The following is a 22,860-nucleotide window of genomic DNA, read 5'->3' as shown; positions in this document are numbered from 1 at the left end:
AATGATGCTGACGACGCTGACGCCATACCTGGACCGGGTCCGGGTCCACAGCAGCGGTGACGGTGACGGCTTCGGCTGGTTTCTGCTGATCTTGGCGATCATCGTCATCATCATCGTGATCGTGGTGATCATCGTGAAGGTCAACCAGGCCAAGAAGCCGCCGATGACCTTCCCGCAGAACCCGAACTTCGGCGGTGGCGGCCCGGCCCCCGGCTTCCCGCCGCCTCCCCCGCCCGCCGGTGGCCCCGCCCCTCAGGGCAACTGGCAGCAGCAGCCCGGTTTCCCGCCGCCTCAGCCCGGTTACGGCCAGGCGCCCGGTTTCCCGCCGCCTCCGGGCCCGGCGGGGTTCCCGCCCGGCGCCCCCGCGGGTTTCGCGCCACCTCCGGGCGCCCCGGCACCCAATCCGTTCGGCGCGCCCGGCATGGCTCAGCCCGGTTTCCCGCCGACTCCCCCGCAGCCGGGGCCGCCGATCGACGGCAGCGCGGACCGTACCCAGGTCGTGTCCCCGCAGCAGCAAGCGGATGCCGGCGCCGACCGCACCCAGGTGGTCTCCCCCGCGAGCGCCGACCGCACGCAGGTCGTCCCGCCCCGCCAGTAGTCCGACTGTCCGTGAAGGCCTCCTTCCCTACCCTCAAGGTAGGCAAGGAGGCCTTCACGGCATTTCCAGCAGGGAGAAAACCGCATGGTCAGGGTCGACCCGAACTCTCCGGTCCCACCTTTCGAACAGGTCCGCACCGCCTACGCGGAGCGGATCAACGACGGCACGCTGCCCGTCGGGGCGAAACTCCCGACCGTGCGGAAACTCGCCGAAGACCTCGGCATCGCCCCGAACACGGTCGCCAAGGCCTACCGAGAGCTCGAAGAAGCGGGCCTGATCGAGACCCGCGGCAGGGCCGGGACGTTCGTGAGCGCCGTCGGTGACGAGTCCCGCGAACGGGCGAGGCAGGCGGCCGCCGACTACGCCGCGCTGACCAGGAAGCTGGGTCTCGGCCGCGACGAGGCCAAGGCGATCATCGACGCCGCGCTGGGCTGATCCACCCCTCGCGACCGCTCACGGCGATCATCCACCGGCTAACCTCACCGCATGGGAGTCTCCGTGTTGATGCTGCTGATCATCTTCCTGGTCCTCGCCGGTGTCGGCGTCGGCATCTTCTTCCTGGTGAAAGCGCTCAGCAAGCCCAAGCCCCCGATGTACCCGCCGCAGCAGTACCCGCCCCACGTCCCGCACCAGCAGCATCCTCAGCAGCCGCCGCAGTACCCGAGCCAGCAGCCCTACCCGCCGCAGGGCTGGGGCAACTGACTCCCGCATTCAGAGGACCAAATGCGGCGGTAGCGCGATCACATCGCGCGGTAGTCGCGGAGTTCGATCTTCGGCCCGAACCTCGGGCGGCGGAAGCCGGCCGTCGACAGGTAGCGAACCGCGCGCTGCCGCTGCGGTGAGTACGGCGCCAGCACCTCGGACATCCCGGCGTCGTCGAGTTTCGTGCCGACCAGCGCGTGCCCGACCATCGACGGGATGTTGTAGTCACCGAAGCTCACCGCGTCCGGGTCGCCCCAGGCGCGCTGCGCGATCTCCGCCGCGGTCCACACTCCGATGCCCGGCACTTTCCGCAGCCAAGCCCGGCCTTCGACACCCTTCAGTTCGACGGCCTTCTCCAGCCGGGGCGCGACGCGGGCCGCCGCGATCAGCGTCGTCCGCCGTTTCAGGTCCACCCCGGCGCGATGCCATTTCCAGTCCACAATGGATCGGATGGCGACGGGCGTCGGCGGCACGCGCAGCCGTGCCGGTCCAGGCCCTGGCGCCTGCTCCCCGAACCAGCGGCACAGCTCGCCCCACGACCGCAGCGCCTCGGCACTGGTCACCTTCTGTTCCAGCACGGCGAGCACCAGCGCGTCCCACACCCGGCCGGTCGAGCCGAGGCGCAGCCCCGGGTTGCGGCGGCGCGCCGTCGCGATGACGTCGTGGTGCGCGACGAATTCGGAGTCGTCGTCGTGCGCGCCCAGCATCGCCGGAACGCCTTCGAGCAGCCTGTCCGCGCCGGGTCCCCAGGCCTCCGCCTCGATCTCGCCGTCAGTGCGCCGCAGCAGCGCGAGTGTGCCCGCGCCGTCCGCGGTGTTGGCGGCCAGCCAGGTGACCCCACCCTCGGTGCGGACGACGTTGGGCGAACGCGATCCCCGGCTCAGCGGCCCCAGGACCGCGTCCAGATCAAGCGAGAACCCAGGACGGAACAGCACACGGTGAAACTACCCGGCACTCGGCTAGGGTGAGCGGGCCACCTGAAACCGTAAGCCTATGGAGGACTGGACGATGACCGAGCGACCGGCGAAGGCCTCGATCGTCAGTGGGTACTTCAACCCGCTCCACCAGGGCCATCTCGACCTGTTCGAGTCCGCGCAGGCGCGGTCCGGCTACCTGATCGTCATCGTCAACAACGATCACCAGCAAGTCCTCAAGAAGGGCAGGGTGATCCAGACCGAGGACGTCCGGGCCCGGATCGTCCGCGCGCTGCGCATCGTCGACGACGTGTACATCGCCGTCGAGCAGGGGCCGGGCATCGACGAATCGTTCGACCAGATCCGCGCGGCGTACCCCGACACGGAGCTCGAGTTCTGCAACGGTGGCGACAGGCGCAGCATCGAAGAGCTCCCTGCCGACGAAATCGAAGCCGGGGCGCGGAACAACATCACGATGGTCTACGGCATCGGCGGCACGGACAAGGCCGACTCCAGCACGCGGATCCTCTCGGACATGGAAGCCTGACACCGACATTTGTCGGAAGACGTTTGCGGGTCTGCTGACGGCAGCCGCACCTAGGGCCTACCCTAGACACCACACAGTCGGCCCTGAACCCAGAGGGCCCCAGGTCAGTCGGGAGGCCTAGGGGAATGGACCCCCGTGCTCGGGCGGACGCCTTGCTCGCACGCGCAAGCGCGCGTGGAGCCTTCGTCGTGACACCGGACAACGCGACGTCTCCGATGGACTCCGCGAACACTCAGCAGATCCCCCGATCGGTGGTCGCCGAGATCGACCGTTCCTCGGACCCGGATACGACCACTCAGCTGCCGGCTTCGTTGATCGCCGAGAACGATCACCCGCTCGCGGGACCCGAACCGACGACGCGGCTGGACCTGCCGCCGGCGCGGGGCGAAGGCTCGACTCAGCCGCAGCCGTACCCCCGCCGTCCCGGCGCTCCCCAGCAGACCAGGCCTCTGCCGCAGGCGACGACGCCGCTCACCCGGCGGCCGCCCGCCGCGCCGGTGCAGAGTCCCCTGATCGAGCAGCCGGAGCCGGAGACCGTCGAGAACGAGGTCGGCGGCCTGGTGCCGACGGTGAAGCAGAACCCCTCGGGCCGGTCGAACCTCTCGCGCCGCCTGGACGGCATCTAGCCCTCGAAACGTGCAATGAAAGGCCCCTTCATAGCAAATTTTGCTATGAAGGGGCCTTTCATTGCACGCGCGAGAACCTGCCTCAGGATGCCCGGATCACCCGGTCGATCTCCTTGATCGCCGCTCCCCCGCCGTACGTGGCGTTGGACAGCATCGCGACGTCCAGCCCTTCGGCCGGATAGTGCCGCATCAGCGAGCAGACGCCGACGTTCCCGCCGTCCTTGTAGTAGTGCCGCACCGAGCCGTCCGGCGCCAGGACGAATTCGAGGCCGAAGCCGTACCAGACGCCGCTGCTGTGAAGCACCTGTGGCGTGAGGAACTCCTTCGTGCGCGCAGGGCTCAGGAGTCGTTCTTCGCGGATCGCCCGCAGCAGCCGGACGAGGTCGCCGACGGTGCAGTACATGCCACCATCGGGTGACCCGATCGGCGGGTAGCTGAAGATGTTCTGCTTCCAGCCGGTGACCCGCTCACCGTCCAGGAGGGGATCCCAGCCCTCGGCGACCCTCGGCTCCGGATCGCGTCGGTCGAAGAAACCCGAATCGGTCATCCCCGCACGGTCGAGCACGGTCTCCCGGACGTGGTCGCGATACGGCCTACCGGTGATCTCCTCGATCACCAGCCCGGCGAGGACGTAGCCCGAATTGCAGTACCGGCAGCCCGCGCCCGGCGCGAAATTCGGTGCCCGGTAAGCGAAATTGGGCAGATGGTCCCGCGTGTCGACCACCGAGTACACCGGCTTGTCGACCCACAACGCCTCGTAACTCTCGCCCGCTTCCTCGTCGGCGTCGTCGGCGATCCCAGACGTATGCGTGAGCAGCTGCCGCGTCGTCGCCCCGGGCGCGATCGCAGTGCCATCGAGGTCGATGATCTCGCCGATCGGGCGATCGAGGTCCAGCCGCCCCTCGTCGGCGAGGCGTAACGCGGCGATCGCGGTGACGACCTTCGTGATCGACGCGGTGTCGTACCGGATGTCCGGCGCGTTCGGCACCGACCAGCGGCGGCTGGCCAGGCCATACCCGTGTTCGAACAGTGTCCCGTCTCCGCGCCGGATCAGCACGACCCCGGAGAAGCCGTCCTCCCCGGCGCGTTCCGTCAGCCAGGTGTCCAGTGCGACGAAGTCCATGCACCGACGGTAACGACGGCAGGGAGCAGAGTCGCGCGAATTCCGGTGGCCGGAACCGCTACTTCCGGCGCGTTTCGAGCTTGAGCCGCAGCGCGAGACCGGCCTTCACCGCGAGCATGACCGGCTTCCACAGGAGTCCGCGGTGACGGTCCGCGAGGTAGCGGTACGCACTTTCGTGGTGCACGCGCAGCATCTTCTCCGATGCCTGCGAAGTCGAGTGCCCGCCGATGTGCATGACGCTGGCAGAAGGCGCGTATACGTTCAGCCAGCCCGCGCGGGTCAGCCGGTCACCGAGGTCGACGTCCTCGAAGTACATGAAGTAGCGCGTGTCGAACCCGTCGACCGAGTCGAAGGCCTCGCGGCGGAAAAGCTGACAGGATCCGGAAAGCCAGCCCGCCGTGCGCTCGACCGGGGTGCCGGTCTCCTGCCGGTACTGCCGCGTCCACGGGTTGCCCGGCCAGATCTTGCCGAACGCCGCGTGCCCGATCCCGCGGCCGAACGACGGCAGCAGCCGGGCCGACGGGTAGACGGTGCCGTCGAGGTCGTGGATGAGCGGACCGAACGCGCCACCGCGCGGCCAGCGCTCGGCCGCCTCGAGCAACGCGTCGAGCGAACCGGGTTCCCATTCGACGTCCGGGTTCACCACGGCGACCCAGCCGTAACTGTCGTCGAGTTCCGCGACACCCCGGTTGGCGGCCGTGCCGTAACCGACGTTCTCGCCGATCCTGAGCAGCTTGACGTTGTCCCGGCGGGCGGCCTTGTCGAGCGCGTCGTCCGTGGAGTCGTTGTCGGCGACGACGACCTGGACGTCCCGGTCCGTCGCCTTCTCGAGCGTGTCGAGGAACTTCTCCAGGGTTTCGCCGGGGAAGTACGTCACGGTCACGACGGCGAGCCCGTCGCCGTAGCTGGGGTGCTCAGTCACGCGGCCATTGTCCACCGTCACCGAACGCGACCACGCCGCACCCACCTCGTGAGTGGTAAGGACGGTTAGAGCCAACGGTGTCTTGCGTACCTACCGGAGGTGGCTGCCGGTCGATCGCGGGTCCGTGAAGGCCTCCTTCCCTACGCTCAAGGTAGGGAAGGAGGCCTTCACGGACACCAGAACGCCGGCAACGGCACGTTCAGGCTGGCCCAGGTCCCCTCGTGAGTGGTAACGACGGTTCTAACCGTCCTTACCACTCACGAGGCCAGGAGTGAGACTCAGCCGGCCCGCCGCTGCGCGTGCCGGTACCAAGCCTTCGCGTAAGCATCCCGATGCCGCTCCGCGGTCATCGCCCACGAGAACTCCTTCGCCCGCCGAAGCGCGGCTTCGGCCAGCTCGGCCCGCCTCGCCGGGGCATCGAGCAGCTCCGAGATGGCCGCCGCGACGTCTCCGGCGCCGACCCCGCAGTAGGCGACGGCGTCCCCGCCGACCTCCGGCAGCGAAAGCCGCCGGGTCGTGAGCACGGCCGCGCCGCACGCCATCGCCTCCAGCACCGGCAGCCCGAATCCCTCGCCGAGGCTCGGGTACGCGACCAGTTCGGAGCCGCCGAGGAAGCCGGCGAGCGTGTCGAACGGCAGGTATCCGGCCCGGATCACGCGCAGCCGGTGGGGTACGGCGTCGAGTGCGCGTTCGACCTGCGAATCCCAGCCCGGCTGCCCCGCCAGCACCAGCGCCGGCGGGTTCGGCCTGCCGATCACGGCGTGCGCGAAGCCGCGGATCAGCGCGGGCACGTTCTTGCGCGGTTCCAGCGCGCCGAGGAAGGCGACGTACGGGGTCTTCCCGAGTCCGACGGCCTGCCGCGCGGCCTCGATCTCGGCGGGCGAGGGCGGATGGAACCGGTCCGGTTCGACGCCGTGATGGATGATCTCCAATTCCGCGGTACGCACCTGGCCGACGCGCTCCAGTTCGGCTGCCGTCGCGATGCTCGGCACGACGCACAGCGTCGCGCGGCGAAGCGCCGTCGCGGTCCAGGCGCGGAAGAAACGCGCTTTGACGGAAGAGTGCAGCACCGCGTCGGTGAAGAAGGTCGCGTCGTGCAGTGTCACCACCGAAGCGGCCGGGCTGGCCAGCGGCATCGTGTAGTGCGGTGAGTGGACGACGTCGGCGGCGAGCCGCCGGACCAGCCGGGGCAGGGTCGCCTGCTCCCAGGTCAGCCTGGCCGTCCTGGTCGAGGTCGACGGCGAGGTGGGCACGATCCGCGCGCCGGGCGCCAGCCGGTCGTACAGCACCGCGTCCCGCGGCTGGCAGACGACGGTGATCCGCGCGCCGTCCTCGTCCAGCGCCGCGACCAGCGAATCCACGTAGCGTCCGACGCCACCCCGGTCCGCTGGGACGGCGGTCGCGTCGATCAGCACGCGAGGGTCATCGGTCACCCTAGGAGGGTACGGCGGCTCACCGGCTCCGCGGTGAGGAACCGACAAACTGATCGCGCTGGTGGAGACCCCAAACAGCCGAAGCGGCGCGCTGCCAGGAGAACTCACTCGAACGGCTGAGACCACGGTCACGCAGCGCAGCCGCATGCTCCGAATGGTCGAGTACGTCACGAAGGGCGTCCGCAAGCGCTTGCGCCTCGCCGGCAGGCACCGCCACGCCCGCTCCCCCGGCCACCTCGACCAGGGCCGGGACGTCCGAGTGCACCACCGGCACCCCGGCCGCCATCGCCTCGATCAGCGGCAACCCGAAACCCTCCGCCCGGCTCGGCATCGCCAGCACCGACGCGCCCCGCAACGTGAACGCCAGTTCCGCGTCGCTCACCTTCCCCAGCACCCGGACGTCGGCGCCGTGCTCGCGTGCCAGCGCCACCGGGTCGATGCCACCCCAGCCCGGCTGGCCTGCCAGCACCAACGGCACCCCGATCCGGCCGACGGCGTCGATCAGCACGTCGATGCCCTTGCGCGGCTCGATCGTCCCGATCGCGAGCACGTACCGCTCCGGCAGCGGGACCTCGGCGAACCCGGCGGGCGGCCGCACACCGTGCGGGATCACGCGCAGCGGCACCGACACCGGCACCAGCGCGGTGAGCTCGTCCGCAATCGCTTGCGTCGGCACGGTCAGCGCGGTCGCCCGCGCCGCTGCCCTCGCGATCACCGCCTTGTGCCACGCGACGCCGCGCGGGGTCAGCGTCTCGGGATGCGTCCAGGGCACGGTGTCGTGCACCGCGACCGACAGCGTCCGCCCCTTCGGCACCCGGGCGGGCGCCAGCGGCGTCGGCGCGTGGACCGCGTCGCCACCAGGCCACCACGGCAGGCCCAGCTGCCAAGCGGCGATCAGCGCCCGTGGCGGGATCGGCAGCACGCGCGGGCCCTCGACACCTTCGACGACCGCGGCCCCGACAGCGTCGACACCGGCATGCCGGGCTACCACGCTCGACACCGTCCATCCCGGCGGCGCGGTCTCGGCGAGCGCTCGCAGCAGTTCACCGGTGTAGCGGCCGGTCCCGCCGGGGACCGGCGCCAGCAGCTGCTCGGCGAGCACGACCAGTTCGGGCATGGTCTCTATTCTCTCTGGAATGACCAGCACCACCGTCGTCGTGGTCACCTGGCGCGGCGCCGCGCACATCACCGCCTGCCTCGACGCCCTCGCCGCACAATCCCGCCCGCATCGGACGCTGGTCGTCGACAACGCCTCCGACGACGGGACGGCCGCCCTCCTCGCCGCCCATCCCTCGAAGCCCGCGGTGCTCCGGCTGCGGCGCAACACCGGTTACGCGGGCGCCATGGCCGCCGCACTGGACAAAGTGGACACCCCGCTGATGGCCTGGCTGAACGACGACGCCACGCCGACCTCGGAGTGGCTCGCGACCTGCGAAGACACTCTCGCCAAAGCTCCGCTCGCCGCCGCCGTGAGCGCCCGGCTGACGCTGGCCGACGGGACCGTCCAGTCGACCGGCGTCCGCCTGACCGCCGACGGCCACGGTGCCGACCTGCCGGAACCCGCGGACGAGGTCTTCGGTTTCTGCGGAGGCGCGGCCGTGCTGAACGTCGAGGCACTCCGTTCCGTCGGCGGCGTCCCGGCGTCCTACTTCTGTTACTACGAGGACACCGACACCGCGTGGCGGCTGCGGCTGGCGGGCTGGGACGTCGTGGGGGCCGAGGCCGAGGTCACCCATCGGCATGGCGCGAGCACCCGGCCGGGTTCGGTCCCGTTCCATCTGTGGAATGAACGCAACCGCCTGCTGACCCTCCTGCGGTGCGCTCCCCGCGCGGTGGCGATCCGCCAGCTGGTGAAGTTCGCGGTCCTGACCGCGGTACTCCCCCTTCGAGGGAAACCGGACGCGCCGAACTTCCGTCTGAGCCTCCGGTGCCGGGTACTGGGCGCGGTCGCCGCCCGCCTGCCGCGCACGCTGCTCGAGCGGCGGGCCATCGGGCGGCGGGCGACACTGGGCCGAGGCGCGGTCTGGGACGCGTGGGCGGGCAATTAAGCTTGCCCCAATCGAGAGCAGGGAGTACGGCTTTGGCGCAGGGGGAAACGCAACCGGTCGTCTCGGTGATCGTGGTGAACTACCGGGGAGCGGCCGACACCGTCACCTGCCTGCGCGCTCTCGCCGAACACGACTACCCGAACCTCGAGGTCATCTGCGTCGACAACGCCTCCGGCGGCACCGACGTGGCCGAGATCAGAGCCGCGGCCCCGGGCGTCAAGCTCGTCGAATCCCCGGTGAACTCCGGCTTCGCGGGAGGCTGCAACCTCGGCGCGCGGCACGCCACCGGCACCGTCCTCGCCTTCCTCAACAACGACGCCCGCCCGGCTCCTGGCTGGGTCGGCGCGGCAGTGGCCGAGCTGCGCGCGCAGCCGACGGTCGCCGCGGTGGCCAGCAAGGTCCTCGACTGGGACGGGACCGGCACCGACTTCGTCGACGCGGGCCTCACCTGGTTCGGCATGGGCTACAAGCGCCACGCGGGCAGCCCCCTGGCCGACGTCCCCGCCGCCGAACACGAGATCGCCAAGGACGTCCTGTTCGCGACGGGTTCGGCGATGTTCGTCCGCGCCGGGGTGTTCGCCGAACTCGGCGGCTTCGACGAGCGGTTCTTCATGTTCTACGAGGACGTCGACCTCGGTTGGCGCCTGAACCTGCGCGGCTGGCGCGTGCGCTACGTGCCGGAGTCGCTGACCTACCACCGGCACCACGCCACGATGTCCACAGTGGACGCACCGGACTCCGGACGCGAGACGTTCCTGCTGGAACGCAACGCCTTGGCGGCGCTGTACAAGAACCTTTCCGACGAAACGCTGGCGCGCGCGCTGCCCGCCGCGCTGGCGCTGGCCGTCCGCCGGGCGACGGCGCGCGGGGACCTCGACGCCACCCGGTTCGATCTCGCCCAGGGTGTCGGCCCGGCCGAAACCGGCCCGGTCGAGGTGCCGAGGACGACGCTGGCCGGCGTGCTGGCGATCGACCGGTTCGTCGAACTGCTGCCCTCGCTCACCGAGTCCCGCGCCACCGAACAGGCCGCCCGCGTCCGCACCGACGCCGATCTGCTTCCCTTGCTGCGCAAGGCGTTGGAGCCCGCGTATCCGCTGCCGCGCTATCTCGCCGCGCACGACGTCCTGGTCGAGACGTTCGGCATCGACGCGCTCTTCGGGCAGCGCCGGAAGGTACTGGTGATCACCGGCGACGCGATCACCGAACGGATGGCGGGCCCGGCGATCCGCGCGTGGAACATGGCCACGACGCTGGCCACCGAACACGACGTCCACCTGGTGACGGTCAATCCGCTCGCCGATCCGCCACCCGCGGCGTTCCGGGTCAGCGCGGCCACCCGGCGCGATCTGGAGACGCCGATCGCCTGGGCCGACATCATCGTCCTGCAGGGCCACGTGCTGGAACTCGCGCCCTCGCTGAAGAATCAGTACGCGCACAAGATCGTGGTCGCGGATCTGTACGACCCGATGCACCTCGAACTGCTCGAACAGGGCAAGGGCGTTCCCGACGACAAGCGGGCACTGGACCTCATCGGGGTCACCAAGGTCCTCGACGCGCAGCTGGAACGCGGCGACTTCTTCCTGTGCGCCTCGGAGCGTCAGCGGCACTTCTGGCTGGGCCATCTCGCCGCGATGGGCAGGCTGTCGCCGCGGCTGTACGATGCCGACCCGACCACCCAGTCGCTGCTGTCGATCGTCCCGTTCGGCCTGCCGCCGCAGGCACCGGTGCGCACCGGCCCCGGCCTCCGGTCCACTTTGGACGGTATCGGCGAGACCGACCACGTCGTGCTGTGGGCGGGCGGCGTCTACAGCTGGTTCGACCCGCTGACCCTGGTCCGGGCGATCGAACAGCTGCGACAGCGCCGCGGCGACGTCCGTCTGGTGTTCCTCGGGATGAAGCATCCCAACCCCGAGGTCACCGAGATGGACATCGGCGCGCGCACGATGCTGCTGTCCGACACGCTCGGGCTCACCGGCAAGCACGTGTTCTTCAACCAGCAGTGGGTGCCGTACGAGGAGCGCCAGAACTGGCTGCTCGACGCGAACTGCGGCGTCACCACGCATTACGAGCACGTCGAGACGACGTTCGCGTTCCGGACGCGGGTGCTGGACTACCTGTGGGCCGGGCTCCCGATCGTCACCACCGACGGTGACTCGTTCGCCGACCTGGTCCGCGAGGAACGGCTCGGCGTCGTCGTCCCGGCCGAGGACGTGGACGCGCTGGCCGACGCGCTCGAAAAGGCGTTGTACGACGAGGAGTTCGCCGCGGGCTGTGTCGAGCGAATGACCGCGGTCGCCCGGCGTTATGCCTGGCCGGAGGCCCTGAAACCGCTGGTTGAGTTCTGCCGGAACCCGCGGCCCGCCGCCGACCGACTACCCGGCTCCGGCGACCTCGTGGTCGCCGGACCGGTGCGCGGCAAGGAAATGCTGCGCCGCGACGTCGGCCTGATCCGCGAGTACCTCGCCGACGGCGGCCCGAAGGAGCTCGCGCGGCGCGTCGGCGGCCGCGTGGTCAAGGTCGCCAAGCAGAGGCTCGGCCGTGGCTGACCGCCCCTTGCGCGTCCTGCTCGACGGGACCCCGCTTCTCGGTGCCAGGACGGGTATCGGCCGGTACACCGTCGCGCTGTCCGAAGAGCTCGCCTCGATGTCCGAAGTGGACACTCGTGCGGTCGCGTTCACGTTGCGCGGCTGGCGACGGCTGCGGCACGTGCTCCCGCACGGCGTCCGGGCGCGCGGCATGCCGGTGGCGGCGCGGCTCCTGCGCAAGGCGTGGCTGCGTTCGCAACTGCCGCCGGTGGAGCTGTTCGCCGGGCCGACGGATGTCGTGCACGGCACCAATTTCGTGCTGCCCGGCCGGTTCCGCGCCGCAGGTGTGGTGACCATCCACGATCTGGCCTTTTTGGACGCTCCCGAGGAGCTCGCGCCGAGCGATCACGAGCTGCCGCGGCTGGTGCGGCGCGGCGCCCGGCTCGCCGACGCGATCTGCACGCCCACCAACGCCGTCGCCGACCAGGTCGCCGAACGGCTCGACGTGGACCGCGGCAAGATCATCGTCACCCCGCTAGGCGTGAACCCGGCCTGGTTCACCGCCCGCCCGCCGGACCCGGAACGCCGCAAGGAACTCGGGCTCCCGGACAAGTACCTGCTCTTCGCCGGCGCCCCCGGGCCCAGGAAGGGCCTGCACTGGCTTCGGCAGGCGCACGAGGCCGCGCCGGATCTGCCGGATCTGGTGTTCGTCGGTCCCGGTTCGTTCGCGGTGGGCTCTCGTTCGCGGCACGTCGGCTACCTGTCGGACGTGAACCTCCGGCGGGTCGTCGCCGGGGCCAGCGCACTGGTGCTGCCGTCGCGCGACGAAGGCTTCGGGCTCCCGGTGCTGGAAGCGCTGGCGTCGGACGTCCCCGTGGTGTGCACGGACATCCCGGCGCTGCGCGAGGTCGCGGGGAACTGCGCGAGCCTGGTCCCCTACGAGGACGTCGACGGGCTCGTGGAGGCGCTGCGGATCGCCGTCAGCGACCCGCACGCCGTGGCCACTTCGGCCGCGCGCCGCGCGCACGTCGCGAACTTCACCTGGCGCGCGTGCGCCGAACTCACCGTCGCCGCGTACCGCCAGGCGAGCACGAAGCACTGACCTCCGCATTTCGTCCTCTGAATGCGGTACTTGCACACGCAAGTACCGCATTCAGAGGACGAAATGCGAGCGGGGTCAGGAAGCGAAGTAGGCCTTCAGTGCGTCAGGCCAACCCCGAAGCGGCGTAAGACCCGCCTCGCGCCACGACGCGTTCGACAGCACCCCGTATGCCGGGCGCGCCGCCGGACGCGGGTACTCCGCCGTCGTGCAAGGCTTCACGCGCGCCGGATCCGCGCCCAGCTCCGCGAAGATCGCCTTCGCGAACCCGCACCACGTCGTCGACCCGCCACCCGTGCAGTGCAGTACCCGCTGCGACGGCCCTTCACCGGCGGCGACCCGGCCCGCCAGCTCCAGCAGGCCCGCGGCGAGGTCACGGGACCAGGTCGGCGAACCGGTCTGATCGTCCACTACGGACAGTTTGTCGCGCTCCTTTTCCAGCCGTGCCATGGTTTCCACGAAGTTCGACCCGGTCTTGCCGTACACCCAGGACGTCCGCACGATCCACGAACGGGCACCCGAACCGAGCAGTGCGTCCTCCCCTGCCGCCTTCGTCCGGCCGTAGGCGTTGAGCGGGCCCAGCAGATCATCGGTCTCGTACGGCGAAGTCGCGTCGCCCGCGAACACGTAATCCGTCGACACGTGGATGAGCGGCACCCCGCGCGACGAGCACGCCGCGGCGAGCACCCGGGGGCCGTCGGCGTTCACCGCGAACGCCCGCTCCTCATCGGTTTCCGCCGCGTCGACCGCGGTGTACGCCGCCGCGTTGATCACCACCGGCGACGTTCCCGCCGCCCGCGCCCGGCCGGCCAGCTCGGTCACCGCGGCGACGACCTGACCGGTGTCGCGCACGTCCAGCTCAGACGACGACGGGGTCGTGGCGTCGATGGAGTCCACAGCCAGTGCCGCGAGGTCCCGCCCCAGCTGCCCGGATCCGCCCGGTACGAGAATGCTCAGCACTTCTTCACTCCCCCGCGCGCTTCTTCAGCGGCTCCCACCAAGACCGATTCTCGTTGTACCAGGCGACAGTGTCGGCCAGACCGTCCTCAAAGGACTTCCGCGGCGCGTAACCGAGCTCCCGCGAGATCTTGGTGATGTCGACGGAGTACCGGCGGTCGTGTCCCTTGCGGTCCTCGACCGGCTCGACGCTGTCCCAGCCGGTGCCGACGGCGGCCAGGAGCCGCTCGGTCAGCTCGCGGTTGGTCAGTTCGGTGCCGCCGCCGATGTTGTAGACCTCGCCCGGCCTGCCGCCGTCGGCGACGAGCTGGATGCCGTTGCAGTGATCGTCCACGTGCAGCCAGTCACGCACGTTGAGCCCGTCGCCGTAGAGCGGGACCTTCTTGCCGTCGAGCAGGTTGGTCACGAAGAGCGGGATGACCTTTTCGGGGAATTGGTACGGACCGTAGTTGTTCGAGCACCTCGTGACACAGACGGGCAACCCGTGCGTACGGAAGAACGAACGGGCCAGCAGATCCGAGGACGCCTTCGACGCCGAGTAAGGCGAATTCGGCTCCAGCGCGTGGTCCTCGTCCCAGGATCCGTTGTCGATCGAGCCGTAGACCTCGTCGGTGGACACGTGGACGAACTTCCCGACCTGCGCTTCGAGCGCGGCCTGCAACAGGGTCTGGGTACCGAGCACGTTCGTCAGCACGAAGTCGGCCGCGCCGGCGATCGAACGATCCACATGGGACTCGGCGGCGAAGTGCACGACCAGGTCGATACCCCGCATCAGCTCACCGACCAGGGCGGCGTCACAGATGTCGCCCTTTTCGAACCGGTAGCGCGGGTTGTCGCGCACGGGCTCCAGGTTCGCTTCGTTGCCCGCGTAGGTCAGCTTGTCGAGCACGATCAGCTCGGCGCCGGCCATGCTCGGGTACGCACCCGTCAGCACCTGCCGGACGTAATGCGAACCGATGAACCCGGCGCCACCGGTGACCAGCACTCGCATGCCGCGATCCTCCCTCTGCTTCTTCCCGACCGGCCGAGTGTGTCACGACCGGGGCAACCTTTCACCAGCCTACGGGCGTCTAACACGAGGATCAGTAGAGTTATGGACGAGGCACGCGTGTGCCCTGGGGAGATTCGTGGAGGACCGCACGTGACCGAGTGGCCCGGGCCACCCATTCCGGCGCGCCGTGGCGGCGTCGTGGTGTTCGCTCGCCGTGGCGTGAAGGTCGTGTTCAGCCTGGTCTCGATCACGATCCTGACGCTGACCTGGTGGGGCTGGCAGTCCATCGGCGACCTGTCGCAGGGCTTCGCGACCACGAACATCTTCGAGGACGACGGTCACCCGCCGGCGAAACCGCTGGACGGCGCGATCGACATCCTGCTCGTCGGCCAGGACAGCCGCACCGACGCGCAGGGTAACCCGCTGCCGCGAGAGGTCCTCGACATGCTGCACGCCGGTGTTTCGGACGGCGAGCGCCAGACCGACACGATGATCCTGGTGCACATCCCCCAGGACGGCAAGAAGGCGGTCGCGATCTCCTTCCCCCGCGACTCGTGGGTCGAGATCACCGGCGGTTTCGGCAAGCACAAGCTCAACAGTGCGTACGTGTACGCCTACAACGACACGTCGAAGACGCTGCAGCAGCAGGGCAACACCGACCTCAAGGACGTCGACGCCAAGGCCAAGGACGCCGGCCGCAAGAACCTGATCGCGACGCTGGAGAAGTTCATCGGCAAGCCGAAGATGATCGACCGGTACGCCGAGGTGAACCTGTCGAGCTTCTACGAGATCACCAAGGCGATCGGCGGCGTCGAGGTCTGCCTCAACAACGCGGTCAAGGAGAAGAAGTCCGGCGTGGACCTGCCCGCCGGGAAGTCGACCGTCGAAGGGGTCCAGGCGCTCGCGTTCGTCCGTCAGCGGTACGACCTGCAGAACGGTGACCTCGACCGGATCGCGCGGCAGCAGGCCTTCCTGTCCGGGCTGGCGAACAAGGTCCTCTCCTCGGACGTCCTGCTCAACCCGGCGAAGATCTCGGACCTGATCGGCGCGGTGAAGAAGTCGGTCGTGCTGTCGGCGGGCTGGGATCTGCCGGAGTTCGCCGCGCAGATGCGCGGGCTGACCAGCGGCAACGTCGAGTTCCACACGATCCCGACCCAGGGCGACGCGACCATCGGCGGGGCCGCCGTGCTCCGCGTGGACCCGGCTCAGGTGCAGGCCGAGGTCGCCCGCCTGACCGCTGATGGGGAGGCGGCGCCGTCCGAGACCCCGGCCACCCTGCCGGGCGCGGAAGCGGTGACCGTCGAGCTCTTCGACGGGACAGGCTCGCCCACGGTGGCCACCGAGACCCGGACTCTGTTGCAGGGCAAGGGTTTCAAACTCGCTGCCGACACCAAGCTCAGCACCCGGAACTCGACGGTCATCCGGCACGCGCCGGGTGACGACGCCGCGCTGGACCTGATCAAGCAGGTCTTCGGCACCGCGGTGCAGGCCGAGGCGGACCGTGACGTCGCGCCCGGCAAGGTGCGGGTACTGCTCGGCAAGGACTTCAAGGGCGCGTCCACCGGCGCGGCCACGCCGCCGGCGAAGACGTCGGCGCCCTCGAAGCCGGCTCAGCCGCCCTCCAGCGCTCCGGCGGCGCCCACCTCGAAGCCGATCGTCGCGGGCAATGTGCCCTGCGTCAATTAATTCCGGGTACTCAGCGTGGCCGCCCTCACGGTGGCTTAGCCTTCTCCTACGATCGGACCAGCTGCAGCGCCAGGGGAGGTGATCAGGGATGAGCGACGAGGACAAGAGCGTCAACGAACGTTCTGAGCACTTGGACGCCGAAGAGCCGAAGTCCGAAGAGGACGGCAATTCGGACACCGAGAGTGACGAAAAGCCCGTCCCGACGCCGTACCCGCGGAATCCGCCGCTCCCTCAGCCGTCAGCCCCCGCAGAGGACGAAGACGAACCGAGTTCGGGTGTGCTCGACGTGCCCGAGCGCCCGCTGCGCCGCGCCGGCCGGATCACCCGGCGGATCGCGGTCGGCCTCGTGTCCCTGCTCGCCCTCGGCACGACGGGCTACGCGTACGTCACCAAGGACCAGTTGCAGAACAACGTCCCCACGACGAACGCCCTGAGCAAGGCCGACGATCCCGCCGCGCCGCCCGCCGACGACGGCGCGACCGACATCCTCCTGGTCGGCAGCGACGCGCGGACCGACGCACAGGGCAACCCGCTGCCTCTCCGCATGCTCAAGCAGCTGCGCACCGAGGACAAGGCCGGCGTCAACACCGACACCATCATCATCCTCCGCATTCCGAAGAACGGCGGGAAACCGTCCGGCGTCTCGATCCCGCGCGATACCTGGACCGAGATCCCCGGTCGCGGTCCGAACAAGATCAATTCGGCGTACGGCGTCGCGAAGACCAACTACGCGAACGCCCATCGGGGTGAAACCGATCAGGCGAAACTCGAACGTGATTCCGACCAGGAAGGCCGCAAGGCACTGGTCCAGACCGTTCAGGAGCTGACGCAGATCCGCATCGACCACTACGCCGAGGTCAACCTGCTCGGGTTCTACCTCCTGACCGAGGCGCTGGGTGGAGTCAAGGTCTGCCTGAATCACGCGACCGAGGACAAGGACTCCGGCGCGAACTTCCGGCGCGGCGAACAGACCGTGTCGGGCGGCGAGGCGCTTTCCTTCGTGCGGCAGCGGAAGAACCTGCCGCGCGGCGACCTCGACCGCATCGTGCGGCAGCAGACGTTCCTGTCCTCGGCGCTGAATCAGGTGCTTTCGGCGGGGACGCTGACCAGCCCTTCGACGATGGCGGGACTGATGGACGTCGTGCGCCGCTCGATCGTCCTGGACGAAGGACTGGACCTGCTGGAGTTCGCGCAGCAGGCGAAGGGGATCGCGTCGGGCGACCTGACGTTCACGACCATCCCGGTGGTGAACATCAACGGCCGCAGCGCGGACGGCCAGAGCATCGTCGAGATCGACCCAGCCGCCGTGCGGAGCTTCGTCTCCGGTCTGGCGGGCAGGGGCGGCGGTGGCGGCGCTCCCGGCGCGGCTCCGGTGCTCGCCGCGTCGAGCGTTCCCTGCGTGAACTAACGTCGTGGCGTGAGCCTCACCGAATTGCTGCTGCGGCCCGTACTCGGGTCGCCCTCGAAACCGCTGATCACGCACTACGACGACAAGCAGGGCAGCCGGGTCGAACTGTCCGTGGCGACCACGGTGAACTGGGCGGCCAAGACGGCGAACTGGCTGGTCGACGAGTTCGACGTCGAACCCGGGGACGAGGTCGCCGTGGTACTGCCGTCGCATTGGCAGACCGCCGGTGTCCTGCTGGGCGCGTGGTGGTGCGGCGCCAGGGTGGTGACGGAGACCGCGGGCGCACGGGTGGCGTTCGTCGCCCCGGGCGGCGCGTCCGACGCGGCCGCCACGGCCGTCGTCTCGCTGCACCCGATGGGTCTCGGGCTGCCCGCCGGTTCCGTACCGGACGGCGCGCTGGACTACCTGACCGAAGCCCGGCTTTCGGGTGACCAGTTCAGCCCGCTGTTCCCCGTGCCCGGCGACACTCCGGCACTGGGTTCGTCCACTGTGGACGAAGTGCTCGCCGAAGCCCGCTCTCGCGCTGCCTCTGCGGGCCTGTCCGCCGAGGATCGCGTTCTGTCCACTGTGGAGTGGGCAGGCGAGGAAGGGATTCTCGCGGGCTTTCTCACGCCGTTGGCCGCGGGTGCGCATCTGGTCCAGGTCACCGACGCGGATCCGGCCAAACTCGCTTCCCGGCGCGAAGCCGAGCGGACGACGGCGGATCTATTCTCCTGAAATGCCATGAAGGGACCTTTCCTTGCGAAATTTGCAAGGAAAGGTCCCTTCATACCATCCGGAGTCAGGCGTCCTGGAGCTGCTTCGCCTCACGCTTGCGCCCGAAAAGCGCGTGGTCGAGCGACAGCTTGCCGGCGTTGAAACCGAGCGCGAGCCCGGCGACCGCCAGGACGAGGACAAGTTCGTAACCGCCCTGACCGGTGAGGCCGTTGTCGAGGTGCACCGAGAGCAGAGCACCGACGGAGACCACGACGAAGCCGAGGCCAACCAGCGGCGTCAGGAAACCGACGATGAACAAGATCCCGCCCACGATCTCCACCGCGATCGCGAAGATCGCCGCGAGCGTCGGCAGCGGGATTCCGGTCTGCTCGAAGAACTTCGCGGTGCCGTCGATCCCGTTTTCCCACTTTTGCAGGCCGTGTGCGAGGAAGACCACACCGACCCCGATCCGGCCGAGCAGGAGGGCGACATCCTTGAAACGAGCGAACATCGGGTATCAGCTTTCTGGTCGGTGAATATTCAACTTACTCGGATCACGGTAAGGCACCGGGCGGCTCCGATGGCACCTCCGGAGCGTGATCGACAGGTACCCGACAGGAAGCGGACCCGGTCGTTTCCGGTACGGCAGACTCTCGTCCGTGACGGACGAACGGCTGGCCGGCCTGTGGTCGGATGAAATCCTGCATCCCGGCAGCGTCGAGTCCGTGGACCTGGTGTTCCGCCGCGACGGCTCCGGATGGCTCTACTGGTCGAGCTGGAGCACAGAGTTCGCGGTGTTTCGCTTCACCTGGGCGAGCCCGGGCGACCTGGTCTTGAAGTTCCATCGCACCATCGAGGGCACGTGGTCGATCGACAACGGTGTCACCCGTCACGACGTCGAGTCCGATGAGAAGGAGGAGTCCGTCATCGAGCTGGGGTACGAAATCGCGCGCGGTGAAGACCCGTTCGGCACCCCGGTGACCCTGCTCTCGCTGGACCGCCCGCTGACCGAGCACCTGGCGGGCTCGCGGTTCGCGTGGGTCGAGAAACCGGAGTCGCTCAGCGACCCGTCCGCCGGTGCTCCGCGGCCAGACCCGTCCAGCCGCCACTGACGGCCAGCACCTCGAGCACCCGCTCGGCCTGCTCCGCGAAGCCGGCCAGATCGGCGTGCAGCAACGCTATCCGCTCGGCGTCGAGCGGAACCTCGTCGTCGGCCCACAGTTCGATCACCGTGCTGACGGTCCACACGAGGAACTGGATGATCCGGATGAACCCCTCCGACGGCTCGTCGACAGCCTCGCGGTAGCCCGTCTCGATCTCGTCGCAAGCCGCGACCAGCTCACGCAACGGCCTGACGACGTCGGCCGCCGTCCCGTCCCACGCGGCCGACGGCCACATGCGATCCCCGAGTTCGAGCCACAACCGCCAGCCGGCGATCAGCTCGGCCTCGTCGTGCGGTGTCCACGACACCGGTGCGAACCAGAACATCTTTCGAGAGTGACATCGGCGGTCCATGATCGCCGTACTTCCGTGAAGCATCTCACCGAGGGGCGATCTCACCTGCGCATTTCGTCACCTGAATGCGAGCCCCGAAGCGCGTGAAGGCCCCCTTCCCTCGGCTGAGCCGAGGAAGGGGGCCTTCACGCGGGAACGAATCAGCCCTTGAGCAGGGCGCGCGCCATGACCATGCGCTGGATCTGGTTGGTGCCTTCGTAGATCTGGGTGATCTTCGCGTCGCGCATCATGCGCTCCACCGGGAAGTCGCGCGTGTAGCCCGCGCCACCGAAGAGCTGCACGGCGTCCGTCGTCACCGACATCGCGATGTCCGACGCGTACGCCTTCGCGGCCGCGGCCATGTAGCCGCCGCGCTTGTCGCCACGCTCGGTCGCCGCGGCGGAGGCGTAGACGAGGTTCCGGGCGGCTTCGATCTTGATGCCCATGTCGGCCAGCATGAACTGGACGCCCTGGAACTCCGAGATCGACTTGCCGAACTGCTTGCGCTCCTTGACGTACGCGATCGACGCGTCGAGCGCGCCCTGCGCGATGCCCAGCGCCTGCGCGCCGATGGTCGGGCGGGTGTGGTCGAGGGTGCGCAGCGCGGTCTTCAGGCCGGTGCCGGGCTCGCCGATGATGCGGTCGGCCGGGATGGTGCAGTTCTCGAAGTGGATTTCGCGGGTCGGCGAGCCCTTGATGCCGAGCTTCCGCTCCTTCGAGCCGACGGTGAAGCCGGGGTCGTCCTTGTGCACGACGAACGCGGAGATGCCGTTGGCCTTCTTTTCGGCGTTCGGGTCGGTCACCGCCATCACGGTGTACCAGGACGATTCACCCGCGTTGGTGATCCAGCACTTGGTGCCGTTCAGCACCCAGTGGTCGCCGTCGAGCTTCGCGCGGGTGCGCATCGACGCGGTGTCCGAGCCGGCTTCGCGCTCCGAAAGCGCGTACGACGCCGACGCTTCACCGGAGGCGATCGACGGCAGCACCAGCTTCTTGAGGTCTTCCGACGCCGAAAGAATGATCGGCACCGTGCCCAGCTTGTTCACCGCCGGGATCAACGACGCCGACGCGTCGACACGCGCGACCTCCTCGATCACGATGCAGGCGGCGATGGCGTCCGCGCCCTGACCGTCGTAGGCCTCACCGATGTGGACGGCGTTGAAACCCGACTTGACCAGCGCGTTGTACGCCTCGATCGGGTAGCGCTCGTCCTCGTCGACCTCGGCCGCGTACGGCTCGATCTCCTTCTCCGCGAGGGCACGCACCGCGGCCCGCAGCTCCTCGTGCTCTTCGGCAAGCTGGTACAGACCCGGGCCGTCAGACACCTTCGTCACCTCTTCTAACCGCGTTTGGGAGTTTGACCGATGTTAGCGCTCGTTCACATTGTGCGACATCGCGAGCGCTTGTGTCTTTGACCGCAAAGTCCGTACGTTCGAGTGATGGAGCTCACCCCGTTTCCCCGGTCGCTCGACTATCCCGAGGTCCCGGTCGGCTCGGTGCTCGCCGGCGCCGCTGCCCGCTGGGGCACCCGCACGGCCTTCGCCCACGGAGGCCAGAGCCTCACCTTCGCCGAGACGTACAGCGCGGCCTGCCGCTTCGCGAACGCCCTGCGCGCCGAGGGCGTCGGGCGAGGCGACGTCGTCGCGCTCCACCTGCCGAACTGCCTGGCGTACCCGGTCGCGTACTACGGGATACTGCTCGCCGGGGCCACCTTCAGCCCGGCGAACCCGCTGCTCCCGCCGGACGACCTCGCCTTCCAGCTGGCCGACGCCGGGGCGGTCGCCGCCGTCACCGTCGGCCCCGTCGCGCGGGTACTCGCTTCGCTCCGTGACCGGACATCGGTCCGGCTGAGCATCGTCGTTCACCCGCCCGAGGCATTGGGGCAGGGAGAGGTGGAGTTCACCGAGTTCTCCTCCGCTCACTCCGACGAGCGGCCGGACGTCGAGATCGACATCTACCGCGATCTCGCCCATCTGGCGTACACCGGCGGCACCACCGGACGCTCGAAGGGCGTGTGCCTGCCGCACCGGAACGTCGTGGTCAACAGCCTTCAGAGTTCTTGCTGGCGGCTGGGCGCGGTCCCGGCCCTCGACGCGTCAGGAGAGGTGATCGTCGAGCAGCTCGGCGGTCCGGACGAATGGCCGTCGCGGATCGGCACCGGCGTCGCCCTCAACCTGACGCCGTGGTTCCACGCCATGGGCACCATCGCCGCGCTCAACGTCCCGCTGCTCGACGGCGGCACCGTCGTCCTGCACGACCGCTTCGACCCGGCGGCGTATGTGGCCGACGCCGAACTGCTGCGGGTCACCACGATCGGCGGGGCACCGGCGCTGTTCGCCGCCTTGCTCGCCTGCCCCGAGTTTCACACAGCCGACCTGTCTTCGGTACTGACCATCGGTTCCGGCGCGGCGCCGATGAACCACGAGATGATCCGCGCCCTGCAGAAACGCTTCCCCGGAGTGATCATCACCGAGGGCTACGGCCTCACCGAGGTCACCATGGGCGCCGTCATCGCGCCGTCGTATCGCTCCGCCACCCGGAAGGTGGGCTCGGTCGGCCTTCCGCTGCCCGACACCGAGATCAAGATCGTCCCGGCCGAAGGCGGCGAAGATCCGTTGCCCGCCGGGGAAAGCGGCGAGGTGTGCCTGCGCGGCCCACAGGTGATGACCGGCTATCGCAACCGCCCCGAGGAGACCGCGGCCGCGCTCGTCGACGGCTGGCTGCACACCGGCGACATCGGCATCCTCGACGAGGACGGCTATTTGTCCATTGTGGACCGCAAGAAGGACATGCTGCTGTACAAGGGATACAACGTCTTCCCGCGCGAACTCGAAGAGCTGCTGATCACCCTGCCCGGCGTCGCCGCGGCGGCCGTCGTCGGCAAACCGGACACCGAGGTCGGCGAGCTACCGGTCGCGTTCGTGGTGCGCAGCGACGAGAACGTCACCGCCGAACAACTCCTGGAGGCCGTCGGCGCCCGCGTCCTGCCGTACAAGCGGCTGCGGGCGATCCACTTCGTCGACCAGATCCCGGTCTCGGCCGCCGGGAAGGTGCTCAAACGGGAACTGCGGAAGCAGCTCGCCGACTGACG

General features: G+C 69.3%; 23 protein-coding genes. 13 read left to right on the top strand and 10 right to left on the bottom strand.

Translation table 11 applies throughout. From position 1 onward, the window contains the following. The first annotated feature begins 1 nt into the window (after position 1). The 3 genes from AC069H_RS29115 to AC069H_RS29105 all read left to right on the top strand — a co-directional run bounded on the left by AC069H_RS29115 (position 2) and on the right by AC069H_RS29105 (position 1,300). Positions 2 to 598, top strand: coding sequence for a hypothetical protein (locus AC069H_RS29115; protein ID WP_478234458.1), 597 nt, complete (start codon positions 2 to 4; stop codon positions 596 to 598). Between the two features lie 84 nt (positions 599 to 682). Beyond that, a complete protein-coding gene (locus AC069H_RS29110) occupies positions 683 to 1,033 on the top strand; it encodes a GntR family transcriptional regulator (protein WP_340684489.1) in 351 nt (116 codons plus the stop codon). A 51-nt stretch (positions 1,034 to 1,084) separates the two neighbouring features. Further along, complete coding sequence (locus AC069H_RS29105; protein ID WP_478234457.1) at positions 1,085 to 1,300, top strand: hypothetical protein; 216 nt, start codon at positions 1,085 to 1,087, stop codon at positions 1,298 to 1,300. Positions 1,301 to 1,338: 38 nt separating this feature from the next. On the opposite strand, the gene AC069H_RS29100 is transcribed toward AC069H_RS29105, so the two are convergent. After that, on the bottom strand, positions 1,339 to 2,235 hold the full coding sequence (locus AC069H_RS29100; RefSeq protein ID WP_478225205.1) for a DNA-3-methyladenine glycosylase family protein: 897 nt from the start codon (positions 2,233 to 2,235) through the stop codon (positions 1,339 to 1,341). A gap of 73 nt (positions 2,236 to 2,308) precedes the next feature. Between AC069H_RS29100 and AC069H_RS29095 the strand changes: the two genes are divergently transcribed. Together AC069H_RS29095 and AC069H_RS29090 are read left to right on the top strand one after the other, a co-directional pair. After that, entirely contained in the window at positions 2,309 to 2,761 is a 453-nt protein-coding gene (locus tag AC069H_RS29095; protein ID WP_340684492.1) for an adenylyltransferase/cytidyltransferase family protein, read from the top strand. Positions 2,762 to 2,886: 125 nt separating this feature from the next. After that, on the top strand, positions 2,887 to 3,387 hold the full coding sequence (locus tag AC069H_RS29090) for a hypothetical protein (protein WP_185927248.1): 501 nt from the start codon (positions 2,887 to 2,889) through the stop codon (positions 3,385 to 3,387). A gap of 82 nt (positions 3,388 to 3,469) precedes the next feature. Here the strand turns inward: AC069H_RS29090 and AC069H_RS29085 are convergent, their stop codons facing one another. The 4 genes from AC069H_RS29085 to AC069H_RS29070 all read right to left on the bottom strand — a co-directional run bounded on the left by AC069H_RS29085 (position 3,470) and on the right by AC069H_RS29070 (position 7,982). Continuing rightward, a complete protein-coding gene (locus tag AC069H_RS29085; protein ID WP_478234456.1) occupies positions 3,470 to 4,510 on the bottom strand; it encodes a serine hydrolase domain-containing protein in 1,041 nt (346 codons plus the stop codon). A 58-nt stretch (positions 4,511 to 4,568) separates the two neighbouring features. Next, positions 4,569 to 5,432 carry a glycosyltransferase family 2 protein gene (locus tag AC069H_RS29080; RefSeq protein ID WP_478234455.1) on the bottom strand — a complete coding sequence of 288 codons (864 nt, stop codon included), beginning with the start codon at positions 5,430 to 5,432 and terminating at the stop codon, positions 4,569 to 4,571. 278 nt (positions 5,433 to 5,710) lie between these two features. After that, on the bottom strand, positions 5,711 to 6,847 hold the full coding sequence (locus tag AC069H_RS29075) for a glycosyltransferase family 4 protein (RefSeq protein WP_478234582.1): 1,137 nt from the start codon (positions 6,845 to 6,847) through the stop codon (positions 5,711 to 5,713). Positions 6,848 to 6,884: 37 nt separating this feature from the next. Continuing rightward, on the bottom strand, positions 6,885 to 7,982 hold the full coding sequence (locus AC069H_RS29070) for a glycosyltransferase family 4 protein (protein ID WP_478234454.1): 1,098 nt from the start codon (positions 7,980 to 7,982) through the stop codon (positions 6,885 to 6,887). Positions 7,983 to 8,001: 19 nt separating this feature from the next. On the opposite strand from AC069H_RS29070, the gene AC069H_RS29065 reads away from it, so the two are divergent. The 3 genes from AC069H_RS29065 to AC069H_RS29055 are packed head-to-tail and all read left to right on the top strand — an operon-like array spanning position 8,002 to position 12,540. Then, positions 8,002 to 8,913, top strand: coding sequence for a glycosyltransferase (locus AC069H_RS29065; protein WP_478234453.1), 912 nt, complete (start codon positions 8,002 to 8,004; stop codon positions 8,911 to 8,913). A 32-nt stretch (positions 8,914 to 8,945) separates the two neighbouring features. Further along, positions 8,946 to 11,459, top strand: coding sequence for a glycosyltransferase (locus tag AC069H_RS29060; protein WP_478234452.1), 2,514 nt, complete (start codon positions 8,946 to 8,948; stop codon positions 11,457 to 11,459). Continuing rightward, entirely contained in the window at positions 11,452 to 12,540 is a 1,089-nt protein-coding gene (locus AC069H_RS29055; protein ID WP_478225198.1) for a glycosyltransferase family 4 protein, read from the top strand. The genes AC069H_RS29060 and AC069H_RS29055 overlap by 8 nt, the downstream gene beginning before the upstream one ends. 75 nt (positions 12,541 to 12,615) lie before the next feature. Here AC069H_RS29055 and rfbD read toward each other — a convergent pair whose 3' ends face one another. Then, a complete protein-coding gene (rfbD, locus tag AC069H_RS29050) occupies positions 12,616 to 13,497 on the bottom strand; it encodes a dTDP-4-dehydrorhamnose reductase (RefSeq protein WP_478234451.1) in 882 nt (293 codons plus the stop codon). 4 nt (positions 13,498 to 13,501) lie between these two features. Continuing rightward, the gene (gene rfbB, locus AC069H_RS29045) at positions 13,502 to 14,485 is read right to left on the bottom strand and encodes a dTDP-glucose 4,6-dehydratase (protein WP_478234450.1); all 984 of its coding nucleotides are present in this window, start codon (positions 14,483 to 14,485) and stop codon (positions 13,502 to 13,504) included. Positions 14,486 to 14,635: 150 nt separating this feature from the next. On the opposite strand from rfbB, the gene AC069H_RS29040 reads away from it, so the two are divergent. The 3 genes from AC069H_RS29040 (at position 14,636) to AC069H_RS29030 (ending at position 18,296) form a co-directional block, all read left to right on the top strand. Continuing rightward, positions 14,636 to 16,171 carry an LCP family protein gene (locus AC069H_RS29040; protein WP_478234449.1) on the top strand — a complete coding sequence of 512 codons (1,536 nt, stop codon included), beginning with the start codon at positions 14,636 to 14,638 and terminating at the stop codon, positions 16,169 to 16,171. Between the two features lie 88 nt (positions 16,172 to 16,259). Continuing rightward, entirely contained in the window at positions 16,260 to 17,579 is a 1,320-nt protein-coding gene (locus AC069H_RS29035; protein ID WP_478225194.1) for an LCP family protein, read from the top strand. A gap of 9 nt (positions 17,580 to 17,588) precedes the next feature. Then, entirely contained in the window at positions 17,589 to 18,296 is a 708-nt protein-coding gene (locus tag AC069H_RS29030; protein WP_478234448.1) for a TIGR03089 family protein, read from the top strand. Positions 18,297 to 18,360: 64 nt separating this feature from the next. Here AC069H_RS29030 and AC069H_RS29025 read toward each other — a convergent pair whose 3' ends face one another. Continuing rightward, positions 18,361 to 18,786 (bottom strand): DoxX family protein, encoded by a 426-nt coding sequence (locus AC069H_RS29025; protein ID WP_478225192.1) that lies wholly within the window; start codon positions 18,784 to 18,786, stop codon positions 18,361 to 18,363. Between the two features lie 148 nt (positions 18,787 to 18,934). Between AC069H_RS29025 and AC069H_RS29020 the strand changes: the two genes are divergently transcribed. After that, positions 18,935 to 19,387 carry a hypothetical protein gene (locus AC069H_RS29020; RefSeq protein ID WP_478234447.1) on the top strand — a complete coding sequence of 151 codons (453 nt, stop codon included), beginning with the start codon at positions 18,935 to 18,937 and terminating at the stop codon, positions 19,385 to 19,387. Here the strand turns inward: AC069H_RS29020 and AC069H_RS29015 are convergent. Both AC069H_RS29015 and AC069H_RS29010 read right to left on the bottom strand, forming a co-directional pair. Then, entirely contained in the window at positions 19,335 to 19,763 is a 429-nt protein-coding gene (locus tag AC069H_RS29015; protein WP_478225190.1) for a hypothetical protein, read from the bottom strand. The two genes, AC069H_RS29020 and AC069H_RS29015, sit on opposite strands and share 53 nt — an antisense overlap. A 167-nt stretch (positions 19,764 to 19,930) precedes the next feature. Then, entirely contained in the window at positions 19,931 to 21,103 is a 1,173-nt protein-coding gene (locus tag AC069H_RS29010) for an acyl-CoA dehydrogenase family protein (RefSeq protein WP_478225189.1), read from the bottom strand. A 105-nt stretch (positions 21,104 to 21,208) separates the two neighbouring features. Here AC069H_RS29010 and AC069H_RS29005 point away from each other — a divergent pair, with 105 nt between their 5' ends. Then, on the top strand, positions 21,209 to 22,858 hold the full coding sequence (locus AC069H_RS29005) for a class I adenylate-forming enzyme family protein (protein ID WP_478234446.1): 1,650 nt from the start codon (positions 21,209 to 21,211) through the stop codon (positions 22,856 to 22,858). The last annotated feature ends 2 nt before the right edge of the window (positions 22,859 to 22,860 follow it).

This window comes from Amycolatopsis sp. NPDC043887 (assembly GCF_056435665.1).
The sequence above is the reverse complement of the archived record's forward strand: the minus strand, read 5'-3'. Positions and strand labels throughout refer to the sequence as shown.

Coding starts and splice junctions, on each gene's coding strand:
- AC069H_RS29115 (WP_478234458.1), top strand. CDS start 2: ATGATGCTGACGACGCTGACGCCATACCTGGACCGGGTCCGGGTCCAC.
- AC069H_RS29110 (WP_340684489.1), top strand. CDS start 683: ATGGTCAGGGTCGACCCGAACTCTCCGGTCCCACCTTTCGAACAGGTC.
- AC069H_RS29105 (WP_478234457.1), top strand. CDS start 1,085: ATGGGAGTCTCCGTGTTGATGCTGCTGATCATCTTCCTGGTCCTCGCC.
- AC069H_RS29095 (WP_340684492.1), top strand. CDS start 2,309: ATGACCGAGCGACCGGCGAAGGCCTCGATCGTCAGTGGGTACTTCAAC.
- AC069H_RS29090 (WP_185927248.1), top strand. CDS start 2,887: ATGGACCCCCGTGCTCGGGCGGACGCCTTGCTCGCACGCGCAAGCGCG.
- AC069H_RS29085 (WP_478234456.1), bottom strand. CDS start 4,510: ATGGACTTCGTCGCACTGGACACCTGGCTGACGGAACGCGCCGGGGAG.
- AC069H_RS29070 (WP_478234454.1), bottom strand. CDS start 7,982: ATGCCCGAACTGGTCGTGCTCGCCGAGCAGCTGCTGGCGCCGGTCCCC.
- AC069H_RS29065 (WP_478234453.1), top strand. CDS start 8,002: ATGACCAGCACCACCGTCGTCGTGGTCACCTGGCGCGGCGCCGCGCAC.
- rfbB (WP_478234450.1), bottom strand. CDS start 14,485: ATGCGAGTGCTGGTCACCGGTGGCGCCGGGTTCATCGGTTCGCATTAC.
- AC069H_RS29035 (WP_478225194.1), top strand. CDS start 16,260: ATGAGCGACGAGGACAAGAGCGTCAACGAACGTTCTGAGCACTTGGAC.
- AC069H_RS29025 (WP_478225192.1), bottom strand. CDS start 18,786: ATGTTCGCTCGTTTCAAGGATGTCGCCCTCCTGCTCGGCCGGATCGGG.
- AC069H_RS29015 (WP_478225190.1), bottom strand. CDS start 19,763: ATGTTCTGGTTCGCACCGGTGTCGTGGACACCGCACGACGAGGCCGAG.
- AC069H_RS29005 (WP_478234446.1), top strand. CDS start 21,209: ATGGAGCTCACCCCGTTTCCCCGGTCGCTCGACTATCCCGAGGTCCCG.